Origin of the sequence: Stenotrophomonas maltophilia R551-3, from assembly GCF_000020665.1 — a bacterium.
In the GTDB taxonomy this organism is placed as follows: Bacteria; Pseudomonadota; Gammaproteobacteria; order Xanthomonadales; family Xanthomonadaceae; genus Stenotrophomonas; species Stenotrophomonas maltophilia_L.
In genome coordinates, this window is the sequence record NC_011071.1 from 3,547,865 (window position 1) to 3,571,435 (window position 23,571).

Annotated in this window: 22 protein-coding genes and 1 tRNA gene; 8 read left to right on the top strand and 15 right to left on the bottom strand. The window is 62.2% G+C overall.

The window, feature by feature from the left end; translation table 11 throughout:
* Nucleotides 1-30 precede the first annotated feature (30 nt).
* Nucleotides 31-1,764, bottom strand: a complete 1,734-nt coding sequence (gene pilB / locus SMAL_RS16100) for a type IV-A pilus assembly ATPase PilB (RefSeq protein WP_012511929.1) — start codon at nucleotides 1,762-1,764, stop codon at nucleotides 31-33.
* Nucleotides 1,765-2,108: 344 nt separating this feature from the next.
* Here pilB and SMAL_RS16105 point away from each other — a divergent pair, with 344 nt between their 5' ends.
* Genes SMAL_RS16105 through SMAL_RS16115 form a run of 3 tightly spaced genes read left to right on the top strand, consistent with a single transcriptional unit; the run spans nucleotide 2,109 to nucleotide 5,444 of the window.
* Nucleotides 2,109-2,981 carry a glycosyltransferase family 2 protein gene (locus SMAL_RS16105; RefSeq protein WP_041864579.1) on the top strand — a complete coding sequence of 291 codons (873 nt, stop codon included), beginning with the start codon at nucleotides 2,109-2,111 and terminating at the stop codon, nucleotides 2,979-2,981.
* Nucleotides 2,978-4,207: a glycosyltransferase gene (locus SMAL_RS16110; protein WP_012511931.1), complete on the top strand. Its 1,230-nt coding sequence runs from the start codon at nucleotides 2,978-2,980 to the stop codon at nucleotides 4,205-4,207. The genes SMAL_RS16105 and SMAL_RS16110 overlap by 4 nt, the downstream gene beginning before the upstream one ends.
* The gene (locus SMAL_RS16115) at nucleotides 4,197-5,444 is read left to right on the top strand and encodes an oligosaccharide flippase family protein (protein WP_012511932.1); all 1,248 of its coding nucleotides are present in this window, start codon (nucleotides 4,197-4,199) and stop codon (nucleotides 5,442-5,444) included. The genes SMAL_RS16110 and SMAL_RS16115 overlap by 11 nt, the downstream gene beginning before the upstream one ends.
* On the opposite strand, the gene SMAL_RS16120 is transcribed toward SMAL_RS16115, so the two are convergent.
* Complete coding sequence (locus tag SMAL_RS16120; RefSeq protein ID WP_012511933.1) at nucleotides 5,410-6,522, bottom strand: glycosyltransferase; 1,113 nt, start codon at nucleotides 6,520-6,522, stop codon at nucleotides 5,410-5,412. The genes SMAL_RS16115 and SMAL_RS16120 overlap by 35 nt on opposite strands.
* On the bottom strand, nucleotides 6,519-7,289 hold the full coding sequence (locus tag SMAL_RS16125; RefSeq protein ID WP_041864581.1) for an FkbM family methyltransferase: 771 nt from the start codon (nucleotides 7,287-7,289) through the stop codon (nucleotides 6,519-6,521). The genes SMAL_RS16120 and SMAL_RS16125 overlap by 4 nt, the downstream gene beginning before the upstream one ends.
* Before the next feature lie 199 nt (nucleotides 7,290-7,488).
* Here SMAL_RS16125 and SMAL_RS16130 point away from each other — a divergent pair, with 199 nt between their 5' ends.
* Complete coding sequence (locus SMAL_RS16130) at nucleotides 7,489-8,601, top strand: glycosyltransferase family 4 protein (RefSeq protein WP_012511935.1); 1,113 nt, start codon at nucleotides 7,489-7,491, stop codon at nucleotides 8,599-8,601.
* Here the strand turns inward: SMAL_RS16130 and SMAL_RS16135 are convergent.
* The 3 genes from SMAL_RS16135 to SMAL_RS16145 form a co-directional block, all read right to left on the bottom strand.
* A complete protein-coding gene (locus tag SMAL_RS16135; RefSeq protein WP_012511936.1) occupies nucleotides 8,595-10,499 on the bottom strand; it encodes a hypothetical protein in 1,905 nt (634 codons plus the stop codon). The two genes, SMAL_RS16130 and SMAL_RS16135, sit on opposite strands and share 7 nt — an antisense overlap.
* Entirely contained in the window at nucleotides 10,499-10,903 is a 405-nt protein-coding gene (locus tag SMAL_RS21285; RefSeq protein WP_012511937.1) for a pilin, read from the bottom strand. The genes SMAL_RS16135 and SMAL_RS21285 overlap by 1 nt, the downstream gene beginning before the upstream one ends.
* Before the next feature lie 95 nt (nucleotides 10,904-10,998).
* On the bottom strand, nucleotides 10,999-11,412 hold the full coding sequence (locus tag SMAL_RS16145) for a pilin (RefSeq protein WP_012511938.1): 414 nt from the start codon (nucleotides 11,410-11,412) through the stop codon (nucleotides 10,999-11,001).
* Between the two features lie 354 nt (nucleotides 11,413-11,766).
* Between SMAL_RS16145 and SMAL_RS16150 the strand changes: the two genes are divergently transcribed.
* From SMAL_RS16150 to coaE, 3 genes are read left to right on the top strand one after another with little or no spacing between them, the layout of a single operon-like run.
* Entirely contained in the window at nucleotides 11,767-13,026 is a 1,260-nt protein-coding gene (locus SMAL_RS16150; protein WP_012511939.1) for a type II secretion system F family protein, read from the top strand.
* 7 nt (nucleotides 13,027-13,033) lie between these two features.
* Nucleotides 13,034-13,897, top strand: coding sequence for a prepilin peptidase (locus tag SMAL_RS16155; RefSeq protein ID WP_012511940.1), 864 nt, complete (start codon nucleotides 13,034-13,036; stop codon nucleotides 13,895-13,897).
* 11 nt (nucleotides 13,898-13,908) lie between these two features.
* Nucleotides 13,909-14,520, top strand: coding sequence for a dephospho-CoA kinase (coaE, locus tag SMAL_RS16160; RefSeq protein ID WP_012511941.1), 612 nt, complete (start codon nucleotides 13,909-13,911; stop codon nucleotides 14,518-14,520).
* A gap of 176 nt (nucleotides 14,521-14,696) precedes the next feature.
* On the opposite strand, the gene SMAL_RS16165 is transcribed toward coaE, so the two are convergent.
* The 5 genes from SMAL_RS16165 to rimK form a co-directional block, all read right to left on the bottom strand.
* The gene (locus tag SMAL_RS16165; RefSeq protein ID WP_012511942.1) at nucleotides 14,697-16,064 is read right to left on the bottom strand and encodes a sensor histidine kinase; all 1,368 of its coding nucleotides are present in this window, start codon (nucleotides 16,062-16,064) and stop codon (nucleotides 14,697-14,699) included.
* Nucleotides 16,027-16,704: a response regulator transcription factor gene (locus tag SMAL_RS16170; protein WP_005410804.1), complete on the bottom strand. Its 678-nt coding sequence runs from the start codon at nucleotides 16,702-16,704 to the stop codon at nucleotides 16,027-16,029. The genes SMAL_RS16165 and SMAL_RS16170 overlap by 38 nt, the downstream gene beginning before the upstream one ends.
* Nucleotides 16,705-16,712: 8 nt before the next feature.
* Nucleotides 16,713-17,183 carry a hypothetical protein gene (locus SMAL_RS16175; protein ID WP_006387227.1) on the bottom strand — a complete coding sequence of 157 codons (471 nt, stop codon included), beginning with the start codon at nucleotides 17,181-17,183 and terminating at the stop codon, nucleotides 16,713-16,715.
* A gap of 89 nt (nucleotides 17,184-17,272) precedes the next feature.
* A complete protein-coding gene (locus SMAL_RS16180; RefSeq protein ID WP_006387229.1) occupies nucleotides 17,273-17,749 on the bottom strand; it encodes a hypothetical protein in 477 nt (158 codons plus the stop codon).
* Nucleotides 17,750-17,994: 245 nt separating this feature from the next.
* Nucleotides 17,995-18,873, bottom strand: a complete 879-nt coding sequence (gene rimK, locus SMAL_RS16185) for a 30S ribosomal protein S6--L-glutamate ligase (protein WP_012511943.1) — start codon at nucleotides 18,871-18,873, stop codon at nucleotides 17,995-17,997.
* A gap of 131 nt (nucleotides 18,874-19,004) precedes the next feature.
* Here rimK and SMAL_RS16190 point away from each other — a divergent pair, with 131 nt between their 5' ends.
* Nucleotides 19,005-19,427, top strand: a complete 423-nt coding sequence (locus tag SMAL_RS16190) for an acyl-CoA thioesterase (protein ID WP_012511944.1) — start codon at nucleotides 19,005-19,007, stop codon at nucleotides 19,425-19,427.
* A gap of 125 nt (nucleotides 19,428-19,552) precedes the next feature.
* On the opposite strand, the gene SMAL_RS16195 is transcribed toward SMAL_RS16190, so the two are convergent.
* The 4 genes from SMAL_RS16195 to SMAL_RS16210 all read right to left on the bottom strand — a co-directional run bounded on the left by SMAL_RS16195 (nucleotide 19,553) and on the right by SMAL_RS16210 (nucleotide 23,463).
* On the bottom strand, nucleotides 19,553-20,734 hold the full coding sequence (locus SMAL_RS16195; protein ID WP_012511945.1) for a hypothetical protein: 1,182 nt from the start codon (nucleotides 20,732-20,734) through the stop codon (nucleotides 19,553-19,555).
* A 39-nt stretch (nucleotides 20,735-20,773) separates the two neighbouring features.
* Nucleotides 20,774-21,178, bottom strand: a complete 405-nt coding sequence (locus tag SMAL_RS16200; protein ID WP_006387338.1) for a DUF805 domain-containing protein — start codon at nucleotides 21,176-21,178, stop codon at nucleotides 20,774-20,776.
* 245 nt (nucleotides 21,179-21,423) lie between these two features.
* A tRNA-Gly gene (locus SMAL_RS16205) sits at nucleotides 21,424-21,497 on the bottom strand.
* A gap of 112 nt (nucleotides 21,498-21,609) precedes the next feature.
* Nucleotides 21,610-23,463: an autotransporter domain-containing esterase gene (locus tag SMAL_RS16210; RefSeq protein WP_012511946.1), complete on the bottom strand. Its 1,854-nt coding sequence runs from the start codon at nucleotides 23,461-23,463 to the stop codon at nucleotides 21,610-21,612.
* Nucleotides 23,464-23,571 lie beyond the last annotated feature (108 nt).

Below are 23,571 nucleotides of genomic sequence, written 5' to 3' on the forward strand. Positions count from 1 at the left end.
TGGCTCGGCTCTACAGAAAGCCGCGCGGCATCAATCCTTGGTCACGCGATTGATCTCGGCCAGGCTGGTCACGCCTGCCGCCGCCTTCTTCAATGCCGACTGCCGCAGGTCATTCACCCCGATCTGCTGCGCTGCTTCCGCAATCTGCAGCGCGTTGCCGCCAGCCAGCACGATGGTGGCGATCTCATCAGTCATCGGCATCACCTGGTAGATACCGGTTCGGCCCTTGTAGCCCTCGGTGCACTCATCGCAGCCCACCGCCTCATACAGCTCGATGCCCGCGTCCAGCTGCGCCTGGGTAAAGCCCTCGGCCAGCAGCGCATGCTCCGGCAGGGTCGAGCGCCGCTTGCAGTTGCCGCACAGGCGGCGTGCCAGGCGCTGGGCGATCACCAGCGTCACCGAGCTGGTGATGTTGTACGGCGCGATGCCCATGTTCATCAAACGCGCGATGGTCTGCGGCGCGTCGTTGGTATGCAGCGTGGACAGCACCATGTGGCCGGTCTGCGCCGCCTTGATCGCGATCTCGGCCGTCTCCAGGTCGCGGATTTCGCCGACCATGATGATGTCCGGGTCCTGGCGCAGGAACGAGCGCAGCGCCGCAGCAAAGGTCATGCCGCGCTTGTTGTTCTGCTGCACCTGGTTGACGCCGGGCAAGCGGATTTCCACCGGGTCTTCGGCGGTGGAGATGTTGCGCGTCTCGTCGTTGAGGATGCCCAGCGCGGTATACAACGACACGGTCTTGCCCGAACCAGTCGGGCCGGTCACCAGCACCATGCCGTACGGCTTGTGGATGGCATCCTGGAACAGCTTCTGCTGGTCCGGCTCGTAGCCCAGCTTGTCGATGCCCAGCTTGGCCGCGCTGCCATCGAGGATACGCAGTACCACCTTCTCGCCAAACAGGGTCGGCAGCGTGCTGACGCGGAAGTCGATCTGCTTGCTCTTGGACAGGTTGAGCTTGATGCGCCCGTCCTGCGGCACGCGCTTCTCGGCGATATCCAGCTGCGCCATCACCTTCAGGCGCGCGGCGATGCGCTGATTCAACTTCACCGGCGCGCGCGCGACCATCTTCAGCAGGCCGTCGATGCGCAGGCGCACACGGTAATCGTCTTCGTAGGGCTCGAAATGGATGTCCGATGCACCCTTGCGGATCGCATCGACCAGCACCTTGTTGACGAACTTCACCACTGGGGTGTCGTCGCCCTTGGCGTCGATGCCGGAGTCGCCACTGCTGGTGCCGAGATCTTCGTCACCGGCCGCGACATCCAGGTTTCCCATGCCGTCGTCGTCACTGCCCAAGGCGTCGCCGATGGTGTCATGGCTGGCGTGCCACTGCTCCAGCGTGCGGCGGATCTGGTCCTCGTCGACCAGGATGGGCTCCACCACCAGGTTGGTGTGGAACTTGATTTCGTCCAGCGAGTGGGTCGGGTTGCTGGTGCCGACAAACAGCTTGCCACCCCGTTTGAACAACGGCAGCACGTTGTGCTTGCGCAGCAGCTCCTCGCTGACCAGGCTCATCGCATTCTGGCTGGCATCGAAGGTGGACACGTCAAACAGCGGCATGCCGAACTCGACCGCATTGGCGGCGGCCAGCTGCGAGGCATTGACCAGCTTGTTCTGCGCGAACCACGTGGGCAACGGCTGGCGGGCCGCGGCGGCCTTGGCCATGGCGTCGCGGGCGCTGGCCTCATCCAGGGCGCCGTCCTGGACCAGGCGACGGGCCAGGCCGGTGATGCCGACAAGGTTGGCGGTGGTTACGGCATTCATAGAAATCCTTGGCTCATGGGTCTGGCAGCGCCGGGCACCCTCCAAGGGCACGGCACCGGGCAGCAGAACCTGCCACGACCCAACGGCCAATGGCATCGCCAATCCATGAGCAACACTGCCTTGCCCGGCACTCCCAGCCCGGCAGACACGATCCTGACTCCCCCGGGGATGATAGCTCCGTCAAGGGTCGACCAACATCCCATCGGATCACATGTTTGGGATCCGTCGTGCCTGTACGTCCAGCAGGTCCTGCAAGGCCTCCCCCGCTCCGCTTCCACGGAGTTACCACCCCATTCATACATCGCAGCGGAGTAACATTGCACTGGGGAAAATGGGGACACACCTTGAATCAGCTCAGCATCATCCTGCCGGCCAAGAACGAAGCCGAAGGCCTTCTTCGCACGCTGCCGGCACTTCGTCAGCACTACCCGCATGCAGAGATCATCGTCGTCGACGATGGATCCACCGACGCGACGGCAATCATTGCCCGTGAACAGGGCGCTCAGGTCCTTTCCAGTCCCTACTCAATGGGCAATGGTGCCTCGATCAAGCGTGGCGCACGTGCCGCCAGCGGAGACATACTGGTGTTCATGGACGCGGACGGTCAACATGATCCGGCCCACATCCGCGCTTTGCTGGACAAGCTGGCCGAAGGCTACGACATGGTCGTTGGTGCACGCGACAGCAGCGGCCAGGCCAACGTTCATCGCGGCTTGGCCAATGGATTCTACAACTGGCTGGCCAGCCACATGACCGGCTTCAAAGTGATGGACCTCACCTCTGGCTTCCGCGCAGTCCGCGCAGGGCGCTTCCGTGAATTCCTACACCTTCTGCCGAACGGATTCAGCTACCCGACCACCAGCACCATGGCCTTCTTCCGAAGCGCCTATCCGGTCGCCTATGTGCCTATCCCGGTAGCAAAGCGCGTGGGCAATGGCAGTCACATCCGTCCGATCAAGGACGGCATCCGCTTCCTGCTCATCATCTTCAAGATCGCGACACTTTACTCTCCGCTGAAACTGTTCGCTCCGGTAGCACTGGCGTTCTTTATGCTTGGCCTTGGGTATTACGGATACACGTTCGCGACCATGCACCGATTCACCAACATGAGCACATTGCTGTTCAGTGCATCGGTGATCATCTTCCTGATCGGATTGGTGTCGGAGCAGATCACCGGCCTTACTTACCTCGCATCACGGAAGGACTCGCAGCCGTGACAGAGGCTGACGCACAGGCTGCAGATCTTCCGGGATTGCTGGTTGTTGCGTCTACCTATCCGCGCTGGGCGGGCGACCCCGAGCCTGGGTTTGTGCACGCTTTGAGCCAACGCCTGACTAGTGATTTCAAAGTCACAGTGCTATGCCCCCATGCCCCGGGCGCGGCCACGCGCGAGCAGCTCGATGGGGTTCAGGTCATTCGATATCGATACGCACCCGAGGCAATGGAACAGCTGGTCAATGGCGGAGGCATCACCTCCAACCTCCGCCGCCGCCCATGGACGTTGGTGCTGGTGCCAACCTTTCTTCTGGCCCAATGGTGGGCCATGCGACGCGAGCTGCAGCGCCATCGCCATAAGGTCCTGCATGTCCATTGGATCATCCCACAGGGACTTGCCAGCGCGCTGTTGCCGAAACGGCTCCGCCCTCCGATGTTGGTGACTTCCCACGGCGGCGATCTCTTTTCACTCCGTGGGCCATTGTTCCAGGCCATGAAGCGCTTTGCCCTCGCTCGGGCCCAGGCCGCCAGCGTCGTGAGTCATGCGATGGTGGCGCCATTTCGCACCCTGGCGGCCGACCTGCCGTTGGCAGTCTCGCCAATGGGAGTGGATCTTCAGCATCGTTTCATCCCCTCTTCGATGGAACGCGCGCGTGATGAACTTCTGTTCGTTGGGCGACTGGTAGAGAAGAAGGGCTTGACGTATCTGATTGATGCGTTGCCAGCGGTCCTGGCTCGACATCCCCGGGTCTCACTCACTGTCATCGGACATGGGCCTGAGCTTCAGGCATGCCAGTCCCAGGTGGAGGCGCTTGGGCTACAGCGCCATGTTCGCTTTCTCGGGGCAGTGTCGCAGGAAACGCTGCCGATGCACTATCAGCGTGCAATCGCTCTTGTCGCGCCCTTCATCGAAGCACGCAATGGTGATCAGGAAGGTCTTGGTCTGGTCTCGGTGGAAGCCCTGGGCTGCGGATGCCCGGTCGTCACAACCGACGTTGCTGCCGTGCGTGATGCATTCCCTTCCGGGCCGCCGCACTATCTGGCGCAACAGCGCTCTGCAGCAAGTCTCGCCGAGGTACTACTGGATCTTCTGGACGCGCCAGAAGATGCCCTAACCTGGGCCCATGAGCAACGCCAGGCGCTGGTGGACCGTTTCGACCATGCGAAGGTAGCCACCCGCTATGTGAAGCAACTGCAGACCATCATGGAGAAACCGGATGCTCGGTAGACTGCCGCGCCTGGGAAATCTGGCCAGGACCTCAATTCTGGTGATGTTCTGGCAAGGTATTCGGATCGTTTGCCTCGCCGCGTGGATAATCATCGGCGCGCGCGTATTGGGAGCGACAAACTACGGACTATTCTCCGGCACGGTAGGTACGGCATCGGCCCTTGCGGGCTTAGTCGGACTTGGTGGCGGTATGCTCATGTACCAGTACAGCGCTTCGGACCGCGCGCAGTTCCCTCGCTATTGGAAACAGTGCTTGTTCCTTTGCGTGCTGAGCGCACTCCCACTCTCCCTGCTTTTCTCGCTACTGACTGCAGGCCTACTGCCTTGGCACGCACTCGGCCTGATCGCGCTCTCGGAGATCATTGCATTCCCCTTCGTGACCAACGCGGCATTTGCTTTCTCTGCCAATGACCGACTGGGCTGGTCAGCCGCGCTACCCGCATTGAATGCAATCTTGAGGTTGGCCGCGATCTGCGTCTTCAGCCTGCTGCCACTGGATCATGATCTGACTGTCTACCTCATGCTGCACCTTGCTTCATCTGCATGCAGCGCGATGCTGGCACTGCTGCTGGTACGCAGACTGCTGCGGCCAGGCCCTGCGCACTTGCACATCGGGCGTAGTGACTTGTTGCATGGAACGGGGCATGCCGTTGCGTGGAGCTCTGCTGTCGGCGTCACCACCCTGGACAAATCCTTTGTTCTTCGCATCGGTGGCAGTGAGACAGCAGGCCTATACGCCGCCTGCTACCGCATCGCCGCCGTGGTGACCATGCCACTGGATGCAATGATCATGTCCGCCATGCCACGATTGTTCAGAGCGCAGCGCGATCTTGCTCAATACAGACGTCTTGTCATCTCGATGGTCATGACCGCTTTCGGCTACGGCATGCTCACTGGCCTGGTGTTGTGGTGGGCCGCAGTTCTGCTTCCCCGGCTACTGGGCGGCGAGTTCGCAGCTGCCATTTCGGGCCTGCGATGGATGGGATTATTCGTGCTTGGCTACAGCCTTCGCCAGATCGCCTGCCATGCATTGATTGGGCGGGGCTGGAAGATGCGTCGGTTCCTCATCGAAGCAGTCGGACTATTGATGATGGCAGGGATAGCATCGGCATGGATCCCCACTCATGGTTTACAGGGGGCTGTATGGATGATCATCGCATCCGAGGCACTAATGGCCATTATCGCTTGGATAACCCTTCTCTTCAGTTCCGTCGCCGCTGACGCCGCGCCAGGTTGAACTCGTCCAGATAGGCTTCGCACGCCGTTTCAATTGAGAACTCCATGCTGCGTTTGCGCAGCTCTTCAGGCGGCACCCAGTACTTTCCATCCAGTACCATCCGCATAGCCTGGGTCAACGCCGCAACGTCGCCAACAGGCACTAATTGACCATAGCGACCTTCGTCGAGCACTTCCGCAGGCCCATACGGGCAATCTGTGGCTATCACCTGGGTCGCACAGCACATCGCCTCTACCAGCACATTTCCAAATCCCTCATAGTCTGACGGAAGCACCAGCACGGTACTCCGAGCAATCCAGGGCAACACGTCCTCCACCCGACCAAGCATCGCACACTCGTTCTTCAGATCACTACTCGCTATCCACCCGGCGAGACGCTCTCCTTCCTTTCCCTGCCCCAGCACAAGCAAACGGGCCATGTGCGTTGTTCGAAGTTGGCGATAAGCGTCCCACAGCAGGTCCAATCGTTTTTCTGACGAAAGGCGCCCTGCATACACAAAAACGGGAATCCCGTCATTCGGGAACGGCCACGCGTGGCTTGGCAGGATAACGGGAGCATTGTCCTTGCGGGTCAAGGGATTGTGTATCACCCGGACGCACGAAGCGGCGAGCCCCAGCTCATGCTCTATATCCGCTGCCAAGGCAGCGGACACGGCAACCACCCCTTGAGCCCGCGGCACCACCATGCGCATGGCCTGACGAATCAACTCCAGTTTGCACCGGGCCAGCCCATGCGCCTTATGCCTTGGCGCGGACAAAGAAAGGTGCTGTGACACGACAATAGCAGTCGATGGATAGAGAAGTCGCCTCCAGAAGACAGCCCATACGGCGACATCGTTGGAGGTAGTAACCACAACCTGCGGCCGCTCGCGCCGAATGCGCCATGGAAGCTTAAGTAGTAGTTGCCAGGCGCCACGGGGAGCAATGAATTCAACTTCGCCACTGCCCCCCGGCCCACCCAGATCACGACCTGCAACGACGCGAGCCGTGTGCCCCAGCTCGTTGAAGCCGCGCGACAGATTCAGTTGCACGCGCTCCAGGCCACCCGGCTCCCATCGGCTTGCAATAAGCCAGATCATGTCCCTTCCACGCTCCGATTACATCCCGCGATACAAACAACATCCTGGTAGTCACGAAGGCACTGGATATCGATCCGGACCAAGCGTCCCTTCACTTCCAAGCGATAGAAGCGATACCCCAATGGCTCCAGCAATTCCAGGATCTCACGACTGTGGTATCCGGCTGCCAAACTGGAACGTTCCTGTACTTCGACCACAATCACCGGCGAGAAGCGCCGCAGGGTTTCGATGCCACCTCGCAGACAGGGCAGTTCACCGCCTTCGATGTCGATCTTCAACAGATCCAGTCGTGACAGGCCAATACGCTGGGCGAGTTCGTCCAATGTGGTGATGTCGACCATCCCAATGCATTGATCGACGCCCTCGATTCCATGCAGGCTCCCGAGCCCCTGGTGAGCCTCATTCACATCATGCTGCCCGCAGGATGCATAGATCGGCAGTCGACCAATCTCGGCAGCCAACCCTTGTCGGAAAATCTGCACGACAGAATGCAGTCCATTGCACTGAACGTTCAGCTGCAGCTCGTCAGCGATCCCGGAGACGGGTTCCAGGGCGACCACGCAGCCGTCCTGCCCAACACGATTGGCGCAGACCAAGGTGACCTCGCCGATGTTGGCACCCACATCGACCACGGTCATTCCGGGTTCCAGGATGCGATCCAGAAAGGAAACCAAGCGAAGATTGTAGTATCCCATCCAGAACATTCGCCGCTGCATGTGCTCGGCCAGATCCAGCGTCACGGTGAACCGACCATCGAAATCATCCACAACCTGCCGTCCGCGCGTATGACGGAACAGCCGCCGAAGCGCGCTCTGTGTCCATCCAGGCCTCTCGCCAAATCGCAGACCGTTTCCCACCCCTCGAAGTACTGATATCAGCCCCATCGCCAGCCCTTCATGGTGACTTTCTCCCTTCAACTGCCCATGATGATGCATTGCCCGCCAGAATAGTCATACAGGTCCATACATGCATGTCCTCATGCTCTGCAAGCGGCAGTACACCGGACAGGACCTTCTCGATGACCAGTATGGAAGATTGTATGAGCTGCCAGAAGGCCTAGCTCGCCTGAGCATCCAGATCAGCGGCATTGCCTTGAGCTATCGGCCTCGCCCGGCCGTAGAGCATCTGTCTTTGTGCGGCGTTCAATGGCAATCAATCAATGCCATTCCGAAGGGCCCCTTCCGCTTGCCGGGATACATCCAAGACGTTCATCAACGAAACCCGGTGGATATCGTGCTAGCGGCCTCGGATGCACCATGCTGCATCCTCGGCATGAAGATCGCAAAGCGACTCGCCGTACCTTGTGTGCTCGATCTTTATGACAATTACGAGAGCTTTGGCCTTACCCGTATCCCAGGACTAAAAGCAGCCTTCAGGAATGCATGCAGATCCGCCGATGGGATCAGTACTGTCACTCACGCACTAGCTGACCATGTCCGGGAAACCATTGACCCGCGGGGCCCGGTGCAGGTGATTGCCAATGCAGTGAGGACCGACATCTTCCACACCATGGACAAGCTGGATTGCCGGCGGAGCCTGGGACTGCCTACCACCTCGCGCTTGATCGGCTGTGCTGGCGCCATCGACCAAAGCCGTGGCATCTCCGATATGTTTCAGGCATTTCACCAACTGGCGGAGCGCGATGCCGATCTTCATTTGGTGATTGCTGGCCGCAGGAGCGGCACAGCAGCTCGTTTTAACCACCCTCGTCTGCTGGACCTGGGCATGCTGGACTGGCAACGTGTGCCGATACTGCTTAATGCATTGGATGTGGCCATCACCTGCAACCGCAGCTCATCCTTTGGACGCTACTGCTACCCGCTCAAGCTTGCCGAGAGCCTGGCATGTCGAATACCCGTGGTCACCGCCAACGTGGGCGACGCTGTTGCAATGGTCCAGAACGAGACCGCCTGTCTCTATACGCCCGGTGACGCAGAAGGGTTGGCCGCTGCAATCAGCGGCCAGCTATCCGCCCCCAAGCACCCTTCATTGACGGGGATAAGCGACTGGCAGGACCGGGCGGCGGTATTGGCTGACCTGCTGGAGTTGGCGGTCCAGTCCGCAGGTGTAACTCACTGAGGACGCTGTGCCTGTGTTTCATCGGAGTGCTCAACATCGATGCCCAGTCGCCTTGCCGTGTCCCGCGCAACGTTCGCCTGATGGGTGTGGCCCTGGCGCTCCAATTCGTCGATCACCTTCTGCGCATAACCCGGCCAGCCCACACTTTCCTCTACAGACTTGGCAAATGCCCAATCAGCTAGTCCCGGATTGCCGGCATGCGTCAATAGGTAGTCTCCAAACTGAGCGTAGCTGTTGGGCGGCAACGTTGCGCGCTCGAATAGCACGCCAAAGGCCTCCACCAAGCGGCCATCATCCAATTCAAAACCCTTGTAACGGCTGTTCATCAGTGAGAAAAGTGCCCCACTCACTTCGGGCGCGATGGGTTGGTGCTGCAACTTACCAATCAAACGCTGCCACCAAGCGTCCGGCACCAGGCGTCCAGCCTGGGTGGCAGCCAGGATCAGCCCCTGATCACTGATGACGGAACTTCCCGGCAGCGACGCAGAACGCTCAAACTCGCCGATAGCCAGATCGTTGAAAGGAGAGTCCGCATAACCATCCGACATCTCCAGATAGATCGCCCCTAGCTCGTTCGCAGCACGCGCCGAGCGTGGATTTTCCAGGGCCATGTCAGTGGCAAGCAGCAGTCTGTTGCCCCATACGCTCGAACGTATCAACGACGCACCGGACAGCAGCACGACAATTGCACTAACGGCAGCCCAACGGACCACTACCGATTCAATCCGGATGTGGACAGCTATCGCCACTATTGCCCAAAGAATACCCAGCAACGCAAGGTAATTCCGGTGTTCGAAAATCAGCTCGAGACCCACCACGTTACTGGTTAACATATGGGAGACGAAGAACCAGACAATACCCAAGCAGAACAGCGGGACCTTGCGCCGCAGTCCGAGGGCCACCAGCAGAAGCGCCAGCAGGGCCACACCCGACACCAGAGTGGAGACGGGATACAGCCAGCCGTGCGAGGGCTGAAAGTCGTCATAGTAGAACGTCAGCGCATTGGGCAGAGGCCAGAACACTTGGCCGAGGTACATGCACAAGATTCGCAACTGACTCAACAGGCGCTCATAGGTTCCGAAATCACGACCAAAATAGGTGTCGACCCAGTACGCCGGCGCAACCACGAACAAATAGCCCACCACGGCGGTGATCACGGCAACGATGCAGAGCAGCTTCCAGAAGCGCGCCACGCGTAGCGAGCGCGCCTGGAAAGCCAGCACTCCCCATTCCAGTAGGACGCCATAAGCAACCACTAGTACACCGGACTCCTTTGCAAGCACGCCAAGTAGTGCAAGGGGCAGGCATGCTACAAGCCATGGCCATGCGCATCCGCCCTGTATTTGACGCTCACGCGCCTGCAGGTAACACAGCAACGCTCCCAGCATGAAACTCGCCGCCAGCGTCTCCATCCGTTGCACGACGTACAGCACACTGGAAATCTGCAGGGGATGGACGGCCCAGATCAGCGCAACGAAAAAACTAATGCGCAGCGCCACGGCCGCCGGGACAACTCGCAGATGATTCAGGATCCGCCGTGTAAGAAGCAGCACAAGAACGACATTGATCAGATGGACGAGTAGTCCAACCAGTTTGTAAGCCCAAGGATCCAGCCCACTCCCAACGTAGTTCAGCGCGAAGCTGACCATCGACAGCGGCCGCGCGCCCAGCAAACCACCTGGATCGAACGATGTGGCTGCCCTCCAGAGCTCCGGCCAACCCAGCTTCTCCACATGAATGGCGCTGTTGTCAACAATCGTGCCGAAGTCATCAAAGATGAAGGGCCCCCTCAGCCCCGGCCAGAAAATGCCAGCCACCAGGACCAAGAGGACAGCCATCCATACGCGAGGCGAAGCGATCAGATCTTTCGCGCGCGATTCATTCAACACCATGGACATCAGTTGCAGTCACGAGGCCAGAGATAAGCAGGGATGTTCGCATCAACTTTGCACTGCCAATTGCCGGACATATTACGTGCAATCTGCACCGTCTTTCCGTTGACTAACGGATTGCCCTTAAGGCGACACTGGATACTTCCGGTTTCCGACGATTCCATGCTCATCACGCATCGCGCAGTACTGGACTGCAGACCAATATCTGCAAGCTGGAAGGTGGTAATGTTGTTGGCGAGAATCTGCGACTCGAACATCGTGCGCCCACCACTTACCTCAGCCAGACCCGCCGTCAGCTGCGATCTGGCCACGTACATCTGGTACATCGGCACGGCAATGGCCGCAAGCACCGCGATAGTCGCGACAACTATCATCATTTCAATCAACGTAAAACCACGCTTCCCACGCATGGCAACTCCCCTTCAACTCCGGTCATTACCCGAAATGGGCAACAAAAAAAGGGGGCGAAACCGCCCCCTTTCTTCAGACGGCTGCAGGGCAGCTATCAGCAGCCGGCCGGCTTGTAGGTGGCCAGATCCGCGTGTGCAGAGCAATTCCACGCGCCCGAGCCATTGCGGGTCAGCGTGATGGTCTTGCCCGCAACCTTCGGATTGCCCTTCAGGGTGCAGGTAATCGTCTGACCCGAGGCGGCGTTCCAGGCGCCAGTGGCAGCGATGGCGCAACGCGGGGTGCTGGTATTCAGACCGAGGTCAGCCGGAGCGGCCGAGCCAGTCTTGGTACCCGACTGGATACCTTCTTCGAAGGCGGTGACGCCGCCACGGATGTCGGCAAGGCCGGCAGTAACCTGCGACTTGGCAACATAGTTCTGGTAAGCAGGCAGCGCGATGGCGGCCAGAATGGCGATGATCGCAACAACGATCATCAGTTCGATAAGGGTGAAGCCCTTCTGGTTCTTCATTGGTACATCCCCAAGATAGTGGTGGTTGATTTCAGCGCCCAGGATCGAGCCAGCCTGCTAGCTGGTTGAGCGGGTCCTGCGCCCTGCGGGTGGATCAACGCAGGTTGCGTGCCAACTCTGGCACACCCCCCCCTGGATTTCCCCGGGCTCATGATGGCATCAATTTCGCGGATGGGAACCCCCCGGATGCGAATCTGCGACGGACGCGGCAATGTGACGCAGTGCGTCACCTTTGGTCGACCCCCGGCACGAAAGTGCATCGCAGGCCGTTCCCGAACTGCCCAGATGACCATGAACCCGCTACCATCAACAGCTAGACGCCCGCCCGGGGATGGCGGGTCTTGGGGAGCCAACATGTCTGTCAGTCGCAGTGCGATCAAGAAGGTACCCGTGGCACGCAGTACCACGGAGTTGCAACCGTTTGTCTGGGAGGGGACCGACAAGCGGGGCGTGAAGATGAAGGGCGAACAGGCCGCCAAGAACGCGAATCTGCTGCGGGCCGAACTGCGACGCCAAGGAATCAATCCTGGCACAGTGAAGCCTAAGCCAAAGCCCCTGTTTGGGGCAGCTGGCAGCAAGATTTCGGCGAAGGACATCGCGTTCTTCAGCCGCCAGATGGCGACAATGATGAAATCCGGCGTGCCCATTGTCGGCGCCCTGGACATCATCGCGAGCGGGCACAAGAACCCGCGCATGAAAAAGATGGTTGACTCCGTGCGTACCGACATCGAGGGCGGGTCCTCCTTGTATGAGGCTGTCAGCAAGCATCCGGTGCAGTTCGACGAGCTCTACCGCAACTTGGTGCGTGCAGGCGAGGGGGCGGGTGTACTTGAAACGGTGCTGGACACCGTCGCCACCTACAAAGAGAACATCGAATCCCTGAAAGGCAAGATTCGCAAAGCGCTCTTTTATCCCGTCATGGTCATGGCGGTAGCGCTCTTGGTCAGCAGCATTTTGCTCGTTTGGGTTGTTCCGCAATTCGAAGATGTGTTCAAGGGCTTCGGCGCCGAACTACCTGCCTTCACTCAGATGATTGTCAACCTATCCAGATTCATGGTGTCCTGGTGGTGGTTGATACTGATCGTTTTGGTAGGCGGCATTGTTGGGTTGATCGCCTCCTACAAGCGTTCTCCGAAGATGCAGCACTGCATGGATCGCCTGGTCCTGAGGGTGCCAGTCATCGGCCAGATCATGCACAACAGTGCCATTGCGCGCTTCGCCCGCACAACTGCAGTGACCTTCAAGGCAGGTGTGCCGCTTGTGGAAGCATTAGGCATCGTCGCTGGCGCCACGGGCAATACCGTTTACGAGGACGCCGTACTACGCATGCGGGACGACGTTTCGGTCGGCTATCCGGTCAACGTGTCCATGAAGCAGACCAACCTGTTCCCGCACATGGTCATCCAGATGACTGGCATCGGCGAAGAGGCCGGCGCGCTGGACGCCATGCTGTTCAAGGTGGCCGAGTACTATGAGCAGGAGGTCAACAATGCCGTTGATGCCCTGAGCAGCCTGCTGGAACCGATGATCATGGTATTCATTGGTACCATCGTCGGCGGCATGGTCATCGGCATGTACCTGCCGATCTTCAAGCTCGCTTCCGTCGTCGGATAACACATACATGGCTTTTCTCGACCAGCATCCCGGCCTCGGCTACCCCGCCGCGGCCGCCCTGGGACTGCTGCTGGGCAGTTTCCTCAACGTTGTCATCCTGCGGCTGCCCAAGCGGCTGGAGTGGCAGTGGAAGCGCGATGCGCGCGAAGTCCTGGAGGAGCCGGACTTCTATGAACCACCCCCTCCGGGGATCGTGGTCGAGCCGTCACACTGCCCGCACTGCAAGCACAAGCTGAGCTGGTACGAGAACATCCCCCTGTTCAGCTGGATCATCCAGGGCGGCAAGTGCCGGCACTGCAAGGCGCCGATCTCGCTGCAGTACCCGCTGGTGGAGGCGCTGACCTCGGTGCTGGTGCTGGCCTGCGTCTGGCAGTTCGGCTTCGGCTGGCAGGGCTTCGGCGCCATCGTGCTGACCTGTTTCCTGATCGCTCTGTCCGGTATTGACCTGCGCACGCAGCTGTTACCCGACCAGTTGACCCTGCCGCTGATGTGGCTGGGGCTGATAGGCAGCATTGACAACCTGTACATGCCGGCCAAGCCCGCTCTGGTGGGTGCGGCGGTGGGTTACCTGTCGCTGTGGACGGTGTGGTGGCTGTTCAAGCAGCTGACCGGCAAGGAAGGCATGGGCCATGGCGATTTCAAGCTGCTGGCCGCACTGGGCGCCTGGTGCGGGTTGAAGGGCATCCTGCCGATCATCCTGCTGTCGTCGGTGCTGGGCGCCATCATCGGCTCGATCTGGCTGTACAGCCGGGGCCGTGACCGTGCCACACCGATCCCGTTCGGCCCCTACCTGGCCATCGCCGGCTGGTTGTACTTCATGTGGGGCGCTCCCGTGGTGGAGCAGTACCTGCTGATGAGCGGGCTGCGCTGAGGGGAGTCCCCATGAGCCGCTATGTGGTGGGCCTGACCGGCGGCATCGCCTCCGGCAAGAGTGAAGTGACCCGGCGCTTCGAGGCGCTGGGGATCGTGGTGGCCGACGCCGATCTGGCCGCACGGGCCGTGGTCGCCGCCGGCAGCCCAGCCTTGGCCCGCATCGCCGAGCGTTTCGGCGCCGACATGCTGCTGGCCGATGGCGGCCTGGACCGGGCCCGGCTGCGCGCCCACGTGTTTGCCGACCCGGCCGAGCGGACGGCGTTGGAGGCCATCACCCACCCGGCCATCCGCCTGCTGATGCAGCAGCAGTGCGAGCAAGCTGAGAGCCCCTATGCGATTGCCGCGATTCCGCTGCTGACCGAGGTGGGTGGGCGGAAAGCCTACCCGTGGCTGGACCGGGTGTTGCTGGTGGATGCGCCCGAAGCCGTGCAGCATGCGCGGCTGATGCAGCGCGATGGCATTGATGCCGCGCTGGCCGACCGGATGATTGCTGCGCAGGCCAGCCGCGCGCAGCGGTTGGCGCTGGCCGATGACGTGGTGGTCAATGACGGGCAGCCGGAGGACCTGCAGGTGCAGGTGGAACAGCTGCATGCGCGGTATCTGGGGTTGGCCGGGGGGTGAGGCCTGGTTGCCGGCCAGCGGCCGGCACTACCGGAGTGCATCCACGCATGGCGTGGATCTACTGATTGGGCATCCATGCGCGAAGTGGATCTACTGTAGAGCCGAGCCCATGCTCGGCTCCGGGAGCCCAAGGCAGCCGAGCATGGGCTCGGCTCTACAACGGCGGCACCTACCGCTTACAACGGCTTCGGCGAGAACGTCAGGGTGGCGATCACGCCGCGTTCGCCGCCGGGGCGCACGCTCACCTGCCAGCCGTACAGATCGCACAGGCGGCTGACGATCGACAGGCCGATACCTCCGCCCTGCGAGTGGCCGGCATGGGTGCCGCGGTAGCCACGCTGGAACAGCTTGGCCGCGTCTTCCTCACTCAGGCCCGGGCCACTGTCGGTCACCGACACCGAATTGGTGCCGACGAACACGCGTACTTCGCCATCCTGCGAGTACTTCACCGCATTGCCGATCAGGTTGCCCAGCGCCACCGACAAGGCGGCTTCGGGTGCGTCGATGACCAGGTTGCGCTCGCCTTCCAGCAGCAGCTCCAGCGGCTTGCCGCCCAACTGCGCGCGATGCGCGTCCAGCAGCTGCTCGGCCACGCGGGCCACGTTGCTGGTGCCCTGCCCGCGCTCGTTGCGCGACAGCAGCAGCAGCGCGCCGATCAGGTCGCTGCACTGCTGTTCGGCGCGCTGGATGCGCTGCAGGCGCTGCAGTACCTTCTCGTCCAGGCCGGGCCGGGTCAGCAGCAGTTCGGTAGCGCCACGGATCACCGCCAGCGGCGTGCGCAGTTCGTGGCTGACGTCGGCGTTGAACTCACGGTCGCGCTGCACCACTTCGGTCAGCCGCGAGGAATAGTCGTCCAGCGCCTGTGCCAGCTGCCCCACTTCGTCGTCGGGGAAGCGTGGCGCCAGGGGTTCCGGGTCACTGGTGCCGCCGCGATAGGCACGCAGCCGCGCGGCCAGGTCCGACACCGGCTTCATCACCTTCGACGCCGACCACCAGCCCAGCACCAGCGACAGCACACTGAACACCAGCACCGACAGCACCAGCGCGCGGTTGAGCTGCTTGCCACCGCGCACGCTGTCGGTCATGTCATAGGCGAGGAAGAACCAGGCGTCAGGCGTCTTGCGTACCGCCAGCTTGTAGGAATACGCCTCGCCGTGCTCATCACCGCTGACGCTGTGGATGCCATCGGAGAAGCCGGCCCATTGCGCGCGCTCTTCGCGCACCCGGTCGAATTTGTCCTTGGAGTACGCGTACGCCTTGATCTGCAGCACGGGGGCATCCGGGTTGTGGCCCGGATGTTCGTAATAGCGCCGCGCGTACTCGTCGATGTTGCGGTTCATCAACTCTTCCACCAGCTGGTTTTCCACGCGAAGGCGGGCCCAGTTGGTGGCGAACGCGAACAGTGTTGTCAGGCAGAAGCCCAACAACACGAACGACACGATGATGCGGCTGCGCAGGCGCCGCCGATACGGCGTACGCCGGCGCTCCCCCTTGGCTGCCACGGAATCAGGCTTCCGGGGTGGCGATGCGGTATCCGATGCCATGGCGGGTCTGGATCAGCGGTACTTCAAACGGCTTGTCGACCACCGCACGCAGGCCATGGATATGCACGCGCAGCGAATCGGAGTCGGGCAGCTCCTCGCCCCACACGCGGGTTTCCAGCTCCTGGCGGGTCACCACGGCCGGGGCCGCTTCCATCAGCGCCTGCAGGATCTTCAGCGCGGTCGGGTTGAGCTGCAGCAGCTTGCCCTGGCGGCGCACTTCCAGCGTATCCAGGTTGTATTCCAGGTCGCCGGTTTCCAGCACGCGGGTCTGCACGCCCTTGCCGCGACGCGACAGGGCGTTCAGACGCACTTCCACTTCCTGCAGCGCGAACGGCTTGATCAGGTAGTCGTCGGCACCGGAATCGAAACCCGCCAGCTTGTTGTCCAGCGAATCGCGGGCGGTCAGCATCAGTACCGGGGTCTGCTTGCGCGCTTCATTGCGCAGCTTGCGGCACACTTCGATGCCGTCCATGCCTGGCAGGTTGAGATCCAGCACGATCGCGTCGAACTCGTGCACCACGGCCAGATGCAGGCCGGTGACCCCGTCAGCGGCGAAGTCCACCGTATGCCCGCGGTCCTCCAGGTAGTCGCCCAGGTTGGCCGCAATGTCGCTGTTGTCTTCGATTACCAGGATTCTCACTGTCACCTCTAATTGACTGTTCTGCCGGCGCGCATGACCTGGCCCATGTCCTGCTGTGCCCGTTCTTTCTGCCGGGCGCGTTCGGCAACGGTCATGCACTGCGTGGTGGTTCGGTTGGAACCAATGGGCTTTTCACGTTGGCATATTAGACGACTATCTTCACGCGCCTGTGTCAAAACTGTGTTCACGACCTGCTGATCGTTGAAGACCTGGGTTTGTACCGGTTCAGGCATGGCCTCACGCGTGGGGTACTGCTCGACCGCACCACGCATGCGCCCCAACGCCTCGCTGACGCGGGCACGCTCATCCTGCTTCAGTTCCGAATAGGTCTCGCCATCCTTGAGCTCCACCTCGATACGCGCGATCTGCTGCTGCAGCGGCTGCCCGGGCACGAAGATTTCCTTGCCCTTGGATGCCGATGCGGTACTGGCCAAGGCGAGTCCCGACACCAGGACGGCCGTCATCAAAGCCTGTTTCATGGCAAACAAATCCTTGTCTGTAGTGAATCCCGACTCTATTCGCACCGCCTTCACGCCAGCAAGTGCCAATCGGCCGGGTGGAAAGGGCCTTATCGCGAGCTGGCTGGATTGAAATTGTTGAAGGTGCGCTGGTCATTCAGAAGCGCCTTGCCCTTCTCTTCGATCCGGCGGCGCTCGGCCACGGTCAGGCAGCGGCTCTTGGGCATGTTGCTGCCGGTGCTGCGGGTGTGCTGGCAGATCTGCCGGCTGTCCTCGTGGGCGCGGGTGAGCAGGGTGTTGATCCGCTCCTGGTCATTGAAGACTTCGCCCTGCACCGGTGCCGGCAGCTCCTGCAGGCTCTGGTGGTCGCCCATCCGCGCGGTGATGCGGGCCAACGCCTCCCGCACCTGGACGCGATCGTCGGCGGAGATTTCGCTGTAATCGCCATCGTCCAGGGCCTTTTCGACCCGGCGCACCTGTTCGGCCACCGGCGACTGCCGGTCCATCTGTACCACCGATTTTTCCGGCTTGGCCGCAGCGGCCCCGGCCAGACCCAGCAACAACGCGATCATCGTGATGCGGTACATCGCCAGCCTCCGATCCATCCAGGAACGATGGGCGCACTGTACGGCCGTCACGCGGCCTCCACAAGGGGCCTTCGGCAGGCATAAAAAAGACCCAGGCGGTGCCCCCGCCTGGGTCTGAAGTTGTATCCCGATACCGATCCTGCTGAGAGGCAGAGCTGCGGTTCGCTGAAGGCTACGCCCGCCCCGATTAAAGGCGTGTTAAAGCCGGCCTCACTTGCCCATGAGAATCACAACCAACTGAAATATCAAGGTTTTCTCAGCTTCTCGACGTGTTCGATGATCCGCGTGGCCACGTCCACTCCGCAGGCGGCCTCGATCCCTTCCAGCCCGGGCGTCGAATTGATTTCCAGCACCAGCGGCCCGCGTGCGGAGCGGATCAGGTCCACCCCGCACACCGACAGGCCCAGTGCCTTGGCCGAGCGCACCGCCACCTGCTGCTCGGCGCGGCTGGCCTTGGCCGCCACGGCGGTCCCCCCGGCATGCAGGTTGGAACGGAAGTCGCCTTCCGGCGCCTGCCGCTGCATCGAGGCCACCACCTGGTCGCCCACCACGAAGCAGCGCAGGTCGGCGCCCTTGGCCTCGCCAATGAACTCCTGCATCAGGAAGTTGGCGTACAGCCCACGCAGGGCCTCGACGATGCCGCGCGAGGCGCTGGCCTTCTCGGTGAGGATCACGCCACGGCCCTGGGTACCCTCGTTGAGCTTCACCACGTGCGGCGGCGGGCCGAGCATGGACAGCAGGTCGACGGTGTCGTCGGGGTTGTCACCGAACACGGTGACCGGCATGTCGATGCCCTTGGCCGCCAGCAGTTGGTGCGCGCGCAGCTTGTCGCGCGAACGCAGGATCGCATCGGACGGATTGGGGGTACGCGCGCCCATCAGCTCGAACTGGCGCAGCACGGCGGTGCCATAGCGGGTGATCGAGGCGCCGATGCGCGGGATGACCATGTCCACGCCGGTCATCGGCCGGCCCTTGTAGTGCATCGAGAAGCCATCGGCGGCGATGCGCATGTAGCAGCGCAGCGGGTCGAGGATGCGTACGGTGTGGCCGCGCGCGCGCGCCGCCTCGACCAGCCGGCGGGTGGAATACAGGGTGCTGTTGCGGGACAGGATGGCGAGCTTCATCGCAGCGGGATCGGACGGCAGGCGCGCAGCATAGCGCGGGCGTGTGGCGGGTGGATGATGCCGTGCGGCGTGGCTTGGCCGGCAGCAGCCGGCACACTGCGCGGACCTGTTCAGTGCGCATGGAGCGGCCGATGACGATCACCGTGTTTCCGCGATTTTCCGAAGTGGACGTGCTTGGCCACGTCACCAACACCGCCCTGCCCGTCTGGTTCGAGGAGGGTCGCCAGGAGATCTTCCGCCACTTCAGCCAGGAGGCCAGCATGCGTGACCTGACGCTGATCCTGCGCCGCTACGAGATCGACTTCCTGCAGCAGATCCAGGCCGGCCATGAGGTGCGCATCGAGACCCGCATCGAGGCCATCGGCCGCTCCTCGCTGTCGATCGTGCAGCAGGCGTTCCAGTTCGAGGCCCTGGTGGCCAGCGGGCGCTGCGTGATGGTGCATTTCGACTACACAGCCAACGCCTCACGCGCCATTGATGCGGAGCAGCGTCGGGCGTTGTCGGGGCTATTTACCGAGGAGTATGCGCAGCTGATGCAAGCGGAAGGCACATGAGTCATCCGGAAATCCGATCATCCGCACTCAGTACTGCCCGCAGCCCATTTCTTCAGCTTTTCCAGCGCTTTCCCGGCCTGCATCCACGACGCATGCCGGAACCTCCTTGTTTGATTCGAAGCGGCCTAACCTGTGACTGACGGCCGCTGGTCCGCGCGGGGCAGGCGCAGCGAGAAGCGTCCATCGCGGACACGCACGGCCAGTCCGGTTTCCCGCCACTCCACCGGCAGTGCCAGTGCCGTGTGTGGCGTGGGGATGCGTGTGATCGCCTCGAACGTCCAGTGTTCCTCATAGGCTTCGCAGCGAAGCCTACCGTCATCACCGACCTCGATCACATCGATCCAGGCACCACTCCGGGCCTTGCCGCTGCCGCCCATCGCACGGCGGCCGATGGCCTGCCAACGCCCCTGCCAGTGGACGAGCCACACACCCTCGATGGGACGCAGATCCCCATCAAGTACGCTACCCGCCACCACCACGCATCGCCCTGACGGGCTGGCGATGACCGTCTCCAGATCGCAGGCGTGACGGTCACTGGCCTCGCCATCAAGGCAGAGGGCGTACGGGCAGACGCGGGTGAACAGGGTCGGATGCGCGGTCAGGCGCAGGTCGTCGGGAAGCAGCGGGATGGCCTGCAGAACCCGGCCATCAGGCAGGACATGCCGCAATGCCTGCGGCAACCCGGCGGCCAGTGCCGGGTGTTCCTGTTCCAGCCATAGACCCCGACAGGGGCGCAGCGTGGTCACTCGACTGGGAAGATCGCGCAGCCACATCGCGGCTTCTGCATCTCCGCCAAGCTGCCGGCGCTCGTGCAGTTCCTGCCAGAACAGGCTGGGAACAATCGTCAGCAGGTGCATCACCCTCTTGTCCGCTTCGTCGTAAACGATCACGGCCTCGCTGCGATCAATGTAGCCACTGGCCACACGCAGCGCGCTTCCTGCCAGCTCCTGCCACTCACCGCTGGCATCGTGGCTGCCGCTGGTCGATACGCCTTCAACGATGGCGCCATCGCGCAGCATCTGGGTGCTGTAGGCAGGCCCGCCCATACCCAGCTCGCCCCAGTCCAGCAGCACATCGTGCGTGGGCGGCCAAATGGCAAAGGGCAGCGTCGCCCGCGAGCGCAGCTGTGCGCCGCCTACGGCATCGCCAACCAGATCGAAGCGCTGCAGCACGCCGCCCAGGGCAAGGCATGCGGCCAGGCCAACGACCACGCCCAAGGGCGACCACCAGGCCACGCAGATGGCCACCCAGGCCAGGAACGGCAGCCATTGGGTGTATCGGCGGAGGGTGATGCGATCAACAATCATGCGGGTGTGGTGGCTGCCACTTCGCACCAGAACGCTGATTCAAGCGCCCGGCACTCCAGGCATTCCGCCGAATCGATTCTCTTCCTCGCTTCCCGGAAGGAGCATGAGAGGAAAGAGAACGAACACACCCAACGGAATGAATGCGATCACCACGTACCAGCCGGACTCGTCGATATCGTGCAATCGCCGAACGGCCAGGGCCAGCATCGGCGGGAGGAGGACGATGACGGCAAACATCGCCACTGCCAGTCCTGCGCCCTGCAGATGCTGGGACATTTCCCCATCGTAGAGATCGGTACCGATCAGCCAGGAGCTGGCATTCATCAGAATGTAGCCCAACCCCGCCACGAACCCGGCAAGCAGGGAATACGACCAGAATTCTGTCCGGTTGGATCGCCCTGAAAAATCAAGGCATCGCCTGATGGGCATAAGTGCAGCGATCATTCTCGCTCCGGGCAGCGGACGATGGGGACCAAAAGTTAACGATCTTTTAGCATCCCCAAGCCGAGCACCGACTGAATCTTCCCGCGCGACACAGCCTGGGAGACAGCGGGCGTTGCAAGAGAGGATTTCCCGCGCAAACCCCGCACCAAGGCCAGTACGGACATGGCCACTCGGTTCACGCATGCCTATGAGATGAGCGGTTCGGATATTGCCGAGCGTCAGCCTTGCGCTGACCGCTGGAGACATGGAGCGGGCGATGGGAATCGAACCCACGTCAGTAGCTTGGGAAGCTACAGCTCTACCATTGAGCTACGCCCGCATTGCGGGTGAAAGTCTATGCGGAGCGGCCGGTATTGCGCAATGGTGGCCTCTGCATCAGCGACGGGGTCAGAACCCTTTCCTTGCGGAAAGGGATCCGACCCCGCTCTGGATCAGAAGCTGCCGCTGACGGTGGCGAAGATCGAGGCATCACGGGCGCGCTTCTGCGCAGCCGTGGTGCTCAGGCCAACGTTGCCCTGCAGGCCGAACAGGTCCATACGCGCACCCAGCACGGCGGTGGCGTAGTTCTTGTCGAAGTCCAGGCCCGGCACGCGGTAGCTGCCCAGCTCCGGCAGCGTCTGCAGCCAGGCGCTGGCCTGCTTGGTGTCCTCGAACTCGTGGTCGTAGGTCACCTGCACGTACGGCTTGACGGTGCCGCCATCGAAGCGGGCCTGCCAGCCGATACGACCGACGGTGGAGTCGACGTTCTGGCGGTCGTAACCCAGGGCGGTGGCCAGCGTGCCCGCAGCGGCGCTTTCGCTGTAACCGTCGATCTTGACCTTCTGCCAGATCACCGCAGCGACCGGACCATGACGGAAGCCACCTTCGGTGCCGAACTCGTAACCGGCGTTCAGTGCGGCGGTCAGGTTGCTGCCATCCGGGGAACCACCGTGTTCGCGGGTGGCCGGGCCCAGCTGGACCTTGCGGTTCACGTCATACGACAACCAGGTGTAGCTGACCTGGCCGTTGACCCAGACGCGGTCGCCGTACCATGCCGCGAACAGGCCGGCGGTGGTGTCCTTCTGGGTGAAGTCACCACGGCTGTTGCCGAAGTCGGCATTCAGGCGGCCGAAACCGGCGAAGCCGCCGACCACCACGCCGTTGCGTGCCCAGTCGATACCGAACAGGCCGGCCGGAGCGAGGCCGTCATACAGGTCTGCGTGGTCATAGCGCTGCAGGTCGCCACGCACGCCACCCCACCACGACAGGCCATCAGCCGGACGGGCACCCAGGTGATTGCTGACCTGATCGGCACGCGAGCGGCCAATGGTCTGTGCCGAGTGGCTCAGCACCTGCTGCAGGCGCGGAGCCTCCAGCACCGAGACGGCGTACTGGCCCAGCAGCTGGTGGCCGGTAACGGTGGGATGCACGCCATCTGCGAACAGATAGGTCTGGTACGCATCGGGGCTGACGTAGGTGGTCGGGTTGCAGCCGATGATGCTGCCCGTGGTGTTGGCCGGGTTGATCTTGCAGGCGGTGCCGGTGACGTTGGTGAAGCCGTACATGCCCGGGTTGGCGGTCACTTCACGCAGGATGCTGAAGGTATCGAGCGGAATGAACTCGATGCCCGCCTGCTTCAGGCCGCCATACAGCGCCTTGTTGTAGCCGACCGACATGGCGGTGGCCGCCGCCGCGTTGGGGCCACGGAACTGCGGGGTGATGCCCACGTCCGGCAGGTTCGGCACCAGCACGTACTGGGCACCGGCCTGCTTCAGGGCGCCGACCAGCGCGATCTGGTCGGTGACTGCCGCGCCGATGATGCCCTGCACCTGGGCCGGCGGCGCACCCGCACCGGCAGCGCCGGCGGCGGCAAACAGGTCGTTTGCGCCACCCCAGACGGTATACAGGGCGTTGCGGTCAGCCTTGCCACCGTTTGCAGCCAGGTAGCGGGCCGCCTGCGACTTCAACGACGGGATCGCGCCGAGGGCACCGCTGCCTTCCACCGACACGCGGGCCCCGCCGACAGCGTAGTTGTCGCCGTTCTGGCCGTTGCCGTTGGGGTCCTTGTTAAGGCCGTAGTAGTTGGCGACCTGCTGCGACCACACCCAGCCCGGGTTGGTGGTGAACTGGCCGGAGAGCCCCTGCGTGGCCTCGGGCAGCAGCGGGCGGAAGTAACCGGCATCGGTCAGGCTGTCGCCGAAGAACACCGCCTTCGAATACGGGTTTTCGCCTGCCATGGCCGGAAGCGCGGCCAGCGCGATCGCGGCCGCCATCAGGGAGCGGATCGGGTGTTTGCTGAGCTGCATGAAGAAACTCCTGTGGGGTGAATAAGTGGGAACCCGGCGTACGTACGCCGGCGCACGGTGAATGGTTTCACCGCGCCGCCTTTTGCTCACGCTGCGCCGCCGCATGGA